Origin of the sequence: Bartonella quintana (assembly GCF_009936175.1) — a bacterium.
GTDB lineage: Bacteria > Pseudomonadota > Alphaproteobacteria > Rhizobiales > Rhizobiaceae > Bartonella > Bartonella quintana.
Map to the genome: position 1 here is coordinate 1,173,938 of NZ_AP019773.1, position 8,563 is coordinate 1,182,500.

The window sequence follows — 8,563 nt, forward strand, 5'->3', positions numbered from 1 at the left end:
ACCCTTTGCATCAAATATTATGAGTATGAAGGCATTCATAACACGCCTCCTTTTCCAGAATTACTCTTGGCATATCACTAAATTTTTCTTGCACAGTGCTAATAATCCGTACGTTTATCCTCCAATATTATGAATATAAATTATCATACCCCTTTTTCTATGCAACTCTTAAAGTACTCTGTTCTTTTGTATTACGCATCATGTCTTGACTTTAAGTTTCTTTTTAAAAATGATGGAAAAGTTACATGCTACATAGACGGAAAAAACGAGATTTTAAAGGCTCCCTCTACGAACCACGTAGCCTTTTTTCTCCTTTTCCCATTCATTCTTACACATGTAACTTTATTCTTACAGCATAAATGATCTTCTTTCTCTCACACAAACCTTACCGGCAGAGAACCAAAAAATAGTCTTAACAAAAGAAAATGGTCATTGTGGCAATGAACATGTATTTAAATCAAGTCACGTTAAATTCATTCGAGGGAAAATACTTATCTACCAATGCATAGATAATCGCTGCTGTTTCAACATCTAGAATTCCATCATAATTTTCTTGACGAAAATGAAGCTGAAATGCCCGAATTAACTCATTGTACCCAATTTCGCTTCCTGCAGCTGAAGTATCATATCCGTAACATCTCAATTTGGTCACAATATCTGCTTTGCTTGGAAAACTTTCACAAAACTGCCTCTGATAATGCTCCTTTAATTCATCATCATACCATGCCCCTATGCCTGCTACATAAAGTTCTTTCCATGGAAAAGCTGCACCTGGATCACTCTTTCTTCCAATGGCAATATCACTATGACCCACAACATCGGTTGGCATAATATCAGGATACCGTTGAAGAACATTCAATGCAAGTTCTTTAACTGCATCAATTTGCGTGGGATTATAAGGAGGAAATGTAAATACCTCATTATTACAAGGCACTAAATTAACTGCGTGATAGGGAAGAGCTGTATCACCCATGTTATTACCCTTAGCTAATGAACCAATATTAGCCTGCAATGCCCCCCCACTTTCATGAATTGGATTTGAAAAACGCACATCCTTTAAAGCCACTTCTGCATCCGTCTCCTCTGAACAATCAGAGTGACTAGTCGCTAAATTAACGATTTCAATACCAATAGATGTATCATTCAGATTATTACGCCCAGCCCATGAACTCACACCAGCATGCCAAGCACGCTCATTTTCATCAACCAGATTAAAGATACGCATATCCTTAAATCCCGCCTCGATATACGTCTGCTCTAAAGGATCAGGAACAAGATAGTGGGCACTAACCTGCATTCCCGTAAGGGCCGCAATCGACTCTTTAAAATTGATGGCAGTATAGTGCATTACAAGAAAACGAATACGACGATTAAAGCTCTTGACAGAACGATAGCTGTTGTAATCAATCTGATACATAGAAATTCTCCCTTTCTTTCACATTTACGCGGACCACCACAGATCATAACAGGCTGTACGGGAAGGTACGATTTTTGAAAACTCTTACAACACATTTTATCGTCGACAGACCAGGATTGCAGGTTTATACTGAAATCGGGTATTTTCATAAAACATCAAAGCTCTTACCAACAATTCAGTACGCACTTCTCAGAATGAGCGAAGTGATCTTGAGAACATGCAAAAGCGCTACCACATAACGCATTTTCTAAACAAATGCCAAAAATTGTCCGCCAAAAAACAAATAGAGCGTAGAAAAATTGCTGATCAAATATTCCCTTGCATCTTGCATACAAAACAGTCATTCCTCGTATCAATCTAAGCAAGACACATCCAGGTACCCATAGCACACACGGCATGAAGCCTAACCATCGTACAATAAGATAAAAGTATTTGAGAACATTTTTATGAAAACTTTGTGGCAATTTGTTGATGAAAAAGTTCACAACGCATATTTGCAATAAACCTTTTCATTGGCGTATTTTTAATCAAGCTTGAAAACTTTTTCTGTACATAACATAGATAATCAAGATATCTTTTTGTTTTTTTATAAAGCAGTTCTTCCTGTCATATCCCTTAAAGACACATTTCTCATCTTTAAATCACCAGGTGCCGAGAATTTTTTTCTAAATAAAATTAATCTTCAAAGGTAATTTTGATTTCATCACTCAATACAAGCAACTCATACAATTCATCACTGCAGACGATTTTTACCTGAAATTATACAAATATTTGTTGTAAAAGGAGGTAATGAAGCATTCTAATCTCAGCAATATCTTAAACAAAACCTGAATGACAATGCTTGCATTTTCTTATAAAAACATGCAGATTAAAACATTTCCTCATCTGGTAAAATTAATTTTAACCATGTAATCAATAATTATAATAAATTCAGCAGATACATCAATCTAGGTTAAACGCTTTTAATACCGTTTAGCCGTTGTCTTATATTAGATAACACATTGACTTATAAAGATAATGCATTGCTTCGCATCTTAAATTAAGAACCCTAAAAAGAGTAAGATTTTCTCATTTCAAACCCTCACATTCAAAATCAGAAAAAACATTCGCTTGTACATCTCAAGAGGGATCAACATGTGAATAAAATCGTTTAAGAAAAGAGTAAATATGCCTCTCATGAACCGTCTCAATGCAAAAGCAGTCCCAACTTTATCGATCTGGACCTTCTGTAATATTCAGAAGTTTTTGCTTTTTACCAGGCAAAGCGGGCCGCCTTTAGGATAATCCGTTAAGAGATTTTTGCACTTTCCATATCAGGAAGTAAATTCTATGTTAGCGTCCTTACATTCATTGACCAAAAATGAGGAGGAGCCAGAGACGAATGCCCATCTATTTTTATCCCCGCAGTGTTCCTACGGCTTTTGTCCTTAAACGGTTCAGAGCTCCCATATTCAATCTACTCACTCATCTTTTTGGACTATGATCGCACGATTTTCGCAGGTAACAGGTAAGAGTGCCCGAAACAAGAAAATATCACAAGACCAAACAGTTTAGTCTTGCACCAATATTGTTTTTGACAATGAATTTCCACGCCTCATCCTCATATTAAAACTGACCAAGCTGCATATTCCTGTAAGACCACACCTAAAAACGGTTGTGTATAGGAAAAAAACACGATCATCACCATAGCTTGTCATCTGTACAGTCATTGTAGCATGTCCGAGACTTACTTTCTGGTTTTCTAATATCTCCAAAGAAGGGGATAAACTAACCTCAACCTCAGGCTGCGGAAGACTTTTTGCACTTAAACACGTTTCCCAAAATTGACTGCGTTTTCCTTTCCCTCCATCAAATCAATGCCTCCCAAGTATCATCTGCTCCATTTTTTATGCCTATCTAAACACTAAGTGGAATATGCGTCAGTAATTTTTAGCAGTACCACAAGTAATTTTTGATTTTAGTCATTCTCACTTCTAGCAACTGCTAATTTTGGATAAGCCCAAAAGCATTTATTTGGAATAAGCACCCTTCGTTTATAAGAGATTTTCATCTTTATACCGTAAGCAAAAGAACCTCAAGACAAGAGAGTGCTTTGAGATTGCTCCACAAAGCTATTAATAATGTTTTTTAAATCAACAACATTGCGACCAGCATCTGTTATCGATCGTGAAACTGAGGGAATGATATTCTGCCATAGCCTTTGAGGAAATTGATCTGCCAATTGTTTTATTGTTCCACCTTGAGCGCCAACACCAGGAACCAAAAACAGACTGTTTTTTAATTGCTCGATTGTATCTTTTGATTCATTTCCTAATGTTGCTCCAATGACCGCACCGATAGGACCAACAGACTGATGCTTGCCTGAAGACTGGCTATTATAGTCACAAATACGCTGTGCCAAATGAACAGAGAGTGTTTGGTTGCCGATACGTGCATTTCTAATGGGCTTGCCTTCTGGATTTGAAGATTGCACAACCACAAAAACTCCTGTTGCTGTTTCTTCTGCAACCTTTATCAGAGGTATAAGAGCATCAAAACCCAGGAAAGCATTGACTGTTATAGCGTCAGCTTTAAATGCGCTGCTTGAACCAAGCCAAGCTTTCCCATAAGCTTCCACAGTAGAGCCAATATCACCCCTTTTTGCATCAGCGATAACCAATAAACCTTGTTCGTGTGCATTTTCAATAAGTTCTTTGAGAACTTGAAGGCCTTCCACACCATATAATTCAAAAAATGCGACTTGTGGTTTTATGATACCCACATGACCAACAACTGCCGCTAAGAGGATATCGCAAAAGTCTTTTAATCCTTTATAATCAAAGCTTAAGTTCCATGATTGTAAAATGTGGTGACTAGGATCAAAACCTATACAAAGCGGTCCATATATTTCACGCTTTTTTAAAAAAGCTGAACAAAACATTCTACAACCTAACACAATCTCTGTTTAAATTTTCCGATACTATCAAAAAGCAATTCATTTATAAAAGTGATAGGTAACATGTTTTATAAAATTTAAAAATACTTTCAAACTTCATGACACAGCGCAAACAGAACAAACATCACATATTATATTTCACAAAACAGCCTCCTTGTGTAAAGATTATCTTCTTTCTCTTTAAACAGACTGACAATAAGGATATTGCGTCCCCCATTTGGACTAGGGCAAGCTGGCATTACCCCAATTGTTTGCAAACCTTCTTATTCCTTAAGCAAGCTCAGAGAGCATATCCCCAAAATACTTTCAGCAACAATCCCAGCAAACTTCTCTGGCTTAATTGCCCTCCAGAAAGCGACCACATCCACATTGTGAATATCTTCTTCCATTTCTGGATAAAGTTTGAGCGACTTTCTCAAAAATTTCTTGCGCAAATTGTCCACTTTTGCGCATATAAAACAATATTACTTTGGGCAATTTTTTGGCAATCTACTTGAGGAACAGGATCAGCTTCCTGGTTCGAAGCTTGCTAAAATATCGCCATGGGATTAATCCGCTCAAAAGAGAACAGGCTTGATGGCTTAAGCAAATCAGAACGCTAAACTAGCGTGCCAACAGATTGTCTTTGGTTTACAGCAGGTAAAGGTGGAGATGGTGCTTGAACAGGGAGACTTCATTTCTCCTCCATACAAGGTTTTTGAGCAAGGATGCTAAGTGATCGCAGAAGAGAGAGCCCTTAGTTCTTTTATGCGTATGAAGGATCATTTCCTACAACAAAGGCATAAGAAGGTTTGCAAACAAAAAGCTGCACCCGATTGTACAGCTTTTTATTGGTTTCATGGTTTATGAAAGGAAAGTTATTAAAGCGTGAAAGAGTTCTTACGGCTTCTGTAACCATAATAGCCAAAAACACTGGAAAGGATGGCACCAATCAAGCTTCCCAAGAAGCCCCACCATCCCATGTGCGATGCTGTTTTAGCAGTTTTATCCGCACCGTGATGGGCATTGTTTTTTGCTGTGTTTAGCTTTTCAGACAAGGTATTAGCCTGTTGCTCAAAAGCTTTGATTGTTTGTCCAATTTTTGCCTCTGCTGTTTGATAAACATCCAGTGCATGGTTGGCTGCTTTTTGTGCCTCAGCACGTGTCATGCCCCCTTTCATAAGGTCGTCGATGATCTCGCTCTGATTAAACTTTGCCGTCATGGTTTGGATATGGTCAGAAAGACGATGTCTTAGCTCTCTCAAATATATGCGAGAGTGAGAAGGATCGTTTTTGAAAGCCGTTAGTACTGAACCAACATCTTTGAGCGCTTTCTGATAGGCTTGTTTCAAGCGGTCAGGATCAAGAGCAGAGATTTCGCTTTTTTTGAGAAGGGTGCGCAACTCGCTGCGGAGTTTATCAAAATCGACCCCATTTTCGGTGTTCTCACGCAAAAAACTTTCAACATTTTTGCCGTTTAATTTTGAAAGAAGGGGAAAGACATCTGTTTTAAGACTATCCACGATTTGTTGTGTTGCACCACTTTCTGAGACAATCTTAGCGCTTAAGCTTGCTGCACTTGAGACCAAGAGGGAAGCTTGGAGAGCCATCAGAAGTGTTAACAGAGCCCAGGTTAAAAAGCCATGAAGGGCCCCTGATGTTTCTGCAAAACGTCCAGCAACAAAGCTCCCACTTGCAAGGCTGATCAGCATAACGATAAGAGAACCAATCCCCACAGAGAGGAAAGAGCCTTCAAAAGGAGAGGAAGAGGAGAAGTCCATTTGGCTTAAACCTAAAGCTGCAACGAGAAAAGATAAGCAGATTGAGGTAGCGAGAGCTGTCACCAGGCCAGCAAAGATTGCTGACCATGAAATGGGTGTATAAAAGAGAGGATACTGCTCCTCTAGTGATGTTTCTCCTAGAAAATGCGTATCGAAGGGTGTGTCTTCAGGAATGCGGGTTTCCATGTTTTTATCTCCTTGAATGATGATGGAGATAAAATGCCTCTTGAACAATTATGTTCCAAAATGGACAAATATCCGCCAAAAATGGAAAGGAAAGACCAAAAACAAACAGGGAGCAATCGTTGGCACGCTCGTTTAGCGTTCTGACCGCTTAAACCATCAAGCGTGCTATCTCTTGATCTGATTTAAACGAGCATGGAAGCTCTTAGCCTTTGAATAGGTGCATGATGGATTGACAGTGCTGTGGAGATCAGATTACGACGTTAAGCCTTGAAGTTATTGGCTTTTGCTTATGAGCAGATATTTGATTTTCAGAGCCGATTTTTGGCGCTTTAGAAACAGAGGGAATGTTTTTGGTCTTTTTTTATGGAACAGCAAAGCCTTATGGATTTTCTCTTGCTTGTCTTGTTTTTGAGCAGAGCTGGCGTGTGAGCAAGCGCGTTTGCGAGCCATAGATTGCGTTGTTTTTTCTTATTTGTGGTTTTTCCTCTGTCGAGCATTAACCAAGACATGAGCCAAAATGCTCCTGTGAGGTTTTGTCCTTGTTTTAGCAAGGTTCTAGCAATTTCTGCCAGGAAGATTTCTATGATAATGATTTTAGAAGAGAGAGTTTGAAGGAGTCTCGCGGTCTGTTAAATCGCACCCATTGTTTGAAGAATCAAAGGGAAGAAATGACACCCTACTTTTCGTCCTGCACGAACCGATAATTCTGGGGAGCTTTAGGCAGCTGTGTGCCTGTGGCTTTTTTGCTTTTGTCTTTGATACAGATCAGGGGGGATTTTTTACCTGAACTTCTCTGGAAGCGGTTATTGAAGAGAAATTTTTCTAAATTCTGATCTTTTTATTTATATTGGTTGCGGGGGCAGGATTTGAACCTGCGGCCTTCAGGTTATGAGCCTGACGAGCTACCGGGCTGCTCCACCCCGCGTTATGAAGGATAATAAATTAAGCGTAATTTTTTGTCCACGCTTAATTGTTTTCTTGGTTTTGTGTTTTTTCTATTTTCAGATTTTGTGAGTGATGCTCTATGCGCTTAGCAGACCTGGCAGCGACTTACTCTCCCGTGCCTTAAGGCAAAGTACCATCAGCGCTGGAACGTTTCACGGCCGAGTTCGGGATGGGATCGGGTGCGTTCGCTCCGCCATAACCACCAAGTCAGCAAAGAGCATAGAAAGGATGAGAAGCTAGTTTTTGATGTTATTTTTAATGAATGCTTATAGGAAATGGGAACGATCAAGTCGATCGAACGATTAGTATCAGTAAGCTTCATGTGTTACCACACTTCCACACCTGACCTATCAACGTGGTGGTCTACCACGGTTCTCAGGGAATACTTGTTTTCAGGTGAGTTTCCCGCTTAGATGCTTTCAGCGGTTATCTCGTCCGTATATAGCTACCCTGCTATGCAGCTGGCGCTACAACAGGTCCACCAGAGATACGTCCATCCCGGTCCTCTCGTACTAGGGACAGGTCCTGTCAATATTCCAACACCCACGGCAGATAGGGACCGAACTGTCTCACGACGTTCTGAACCCAACTCACGTACCGCTTTAAATGGCGAACAGCCATACCCTTGGGACCTGCTCCAGCCCCAGGATGCGATGAGTCGACATCGAGGTGCCAAACAACCCCGTCGATATGGACTCTTGGGGGTCATCAGCCTGTTATCCCCGGCGTACCTTTTATCCGTTGAGCGATGGCCCTTCCACACGGGACCACCGGATCACTATGACCGTCTTTCGACTCTGCTCGACTTGTCAGTCTCACAGTCAGGCAGGCTTATGCCATTGCACTCAACAAACGATTTCCGACCGTTCTGAGCCTACCATCGCGCGCCTCCGTTACTCTTTAGGAGGCGACCGCCCCAGTCAAACTACCCACCATACACGGTCCCGAATCCGGATAACGGACTGCGGTTAGACATCCATATCGGTAAGGGTGGTATTTCAAGGATGACTCCACAAAGGCTAGCGCCCCTGCTTCAAAGTCTACCACCTATCCTACACATACAAACACAAATGCCAGTGTAAAGCTATAGTAAAGGTGCACGGGGTCTTTCCGTCTAACCGCGGGAACCCCGCATCTTCACGGGGAATTCAATTTCACTGAGTCTACGTTGGAGACAGCGGGGAAGTCGTTACGCCATTCGTGCAGGTCGGAACTTACCCGACAAGGAATTTCGCTACCTTAGGACCGTTATAGTTACGGCCGCCGTTTACTGGGGCTTCAATTCAATGCTTGCACATCTCCTCTTAACCTTCCAGCACC

Annotated in this window: 4 protein-coding genes, 1 tRNA gene, 2 rRNA genes and 1 pseudogene (1 of these 8 only partly in view); all 8 read right to left on the reverse strand. The window is 40.7% G+C overall.

Annotated features, from left to right (window positions below; genetic code table 11):
* Window positions 1-457 precede the first annotated feature (457 nt).
* Window positions 458-1,417, reverse strand: coding sequence for an N-acetylmuramoyl-L-alanine amidase (locus MF1_RS04845; protein WP_014924352.1), 960 nt, complete (start codon window positions 1,415-1,417; stop codon window positions 458-460).
* Window positions 1,418-3,017: 1,600 nt separating this feature from the next.
* A pseudogene (locus tag MF1_RS06935) lies at window positions 3,018-3,222 on the reverse strand (isocitrate/isopropylmalate dehydrogenase family protein); the annotation flags it as partial.
* Window positions 3,223-3,491: 269 nt separating this feature from the next.
* Window positions 3,492-4,337, reverse strand: a complete 846-nt coding sequence (pyrF, locus tag MF1_RS04850) for an orotidine-5'-phosphate decarboxylase (RefSeq protein WP_014924353.1) — start codon at window positions 4,335-4,337, stop codon at window positions 3,492-3,494.
* A 278-nt stretch (window positions 4,338-4,615) separates the two neighbouring features.
* On the reverse strand, window positions 4,616-4,786 hold the full coding sequence (locus tag MF1_RS06610) for a hypothetical protein (protein ID WP_162532069.1): 171 nt from the start codon (window positions 4,784-4,786) through the stop codon (window positions 4,616-4,618).
* 426 nt (window positions 4,787-5,212) lie between these two features.
* A complete protein-coding gene (locus MF1_RS04855) occupies window positions 5,213-6,298 on the reverse strand; it encodes a YrzE family protein (protein ID WP_161510594.1) in 1,086 nt (361 codons plus the stop codon).
* Window positions 6,299-7,146: 848 nt separating this feature from the next.
* Window positions 7,147-7,223, reverse strand: a tRNA-Met gene (locus MF1_RS04860).
* Window positions 7,224-7,335: 112 nt separating this feature from the next.
* Window positions 7,336-7,450, reverse strand: a 5S ribosomal RNA gene (gene rrf / locus MF1_RS04865).
* A 74-nt stretch (window positions 7,451-7,524) separates the two neighbouring features.
* Window positions 7,525-8,563: ribosomal RNA gene (locus tag MF1_RS04870) — 23S ribosomal RNA — on the reverse strand; it runs 1,774 nt beyond the window's last position.

Excerpts from the sequence above, each read along its gene's own strand:
- MF1_RS04855 (WP_161510594.1), bottom strand. The coding sequence starts at position 6,298 with ATGGAAACCCGCATTCCTGAAGACACACCCTTCGATACGCATTTTCTA.
- pyrF (WP_014924353.1), bottom strand. The coding sequence starts at position 4,337 with ATGTTTTGTTCAGCTTTTTTAAAAAAGCGTGAAATATATGGACCGCTT.
- MF1_RS04845 (WP_014924352.1), bottom strand. The coding sequence starts at position 1,417 with ATGTATCAGATTGATTACAACAGCTATCGTTCTGTCAAGAGCTTTAAT.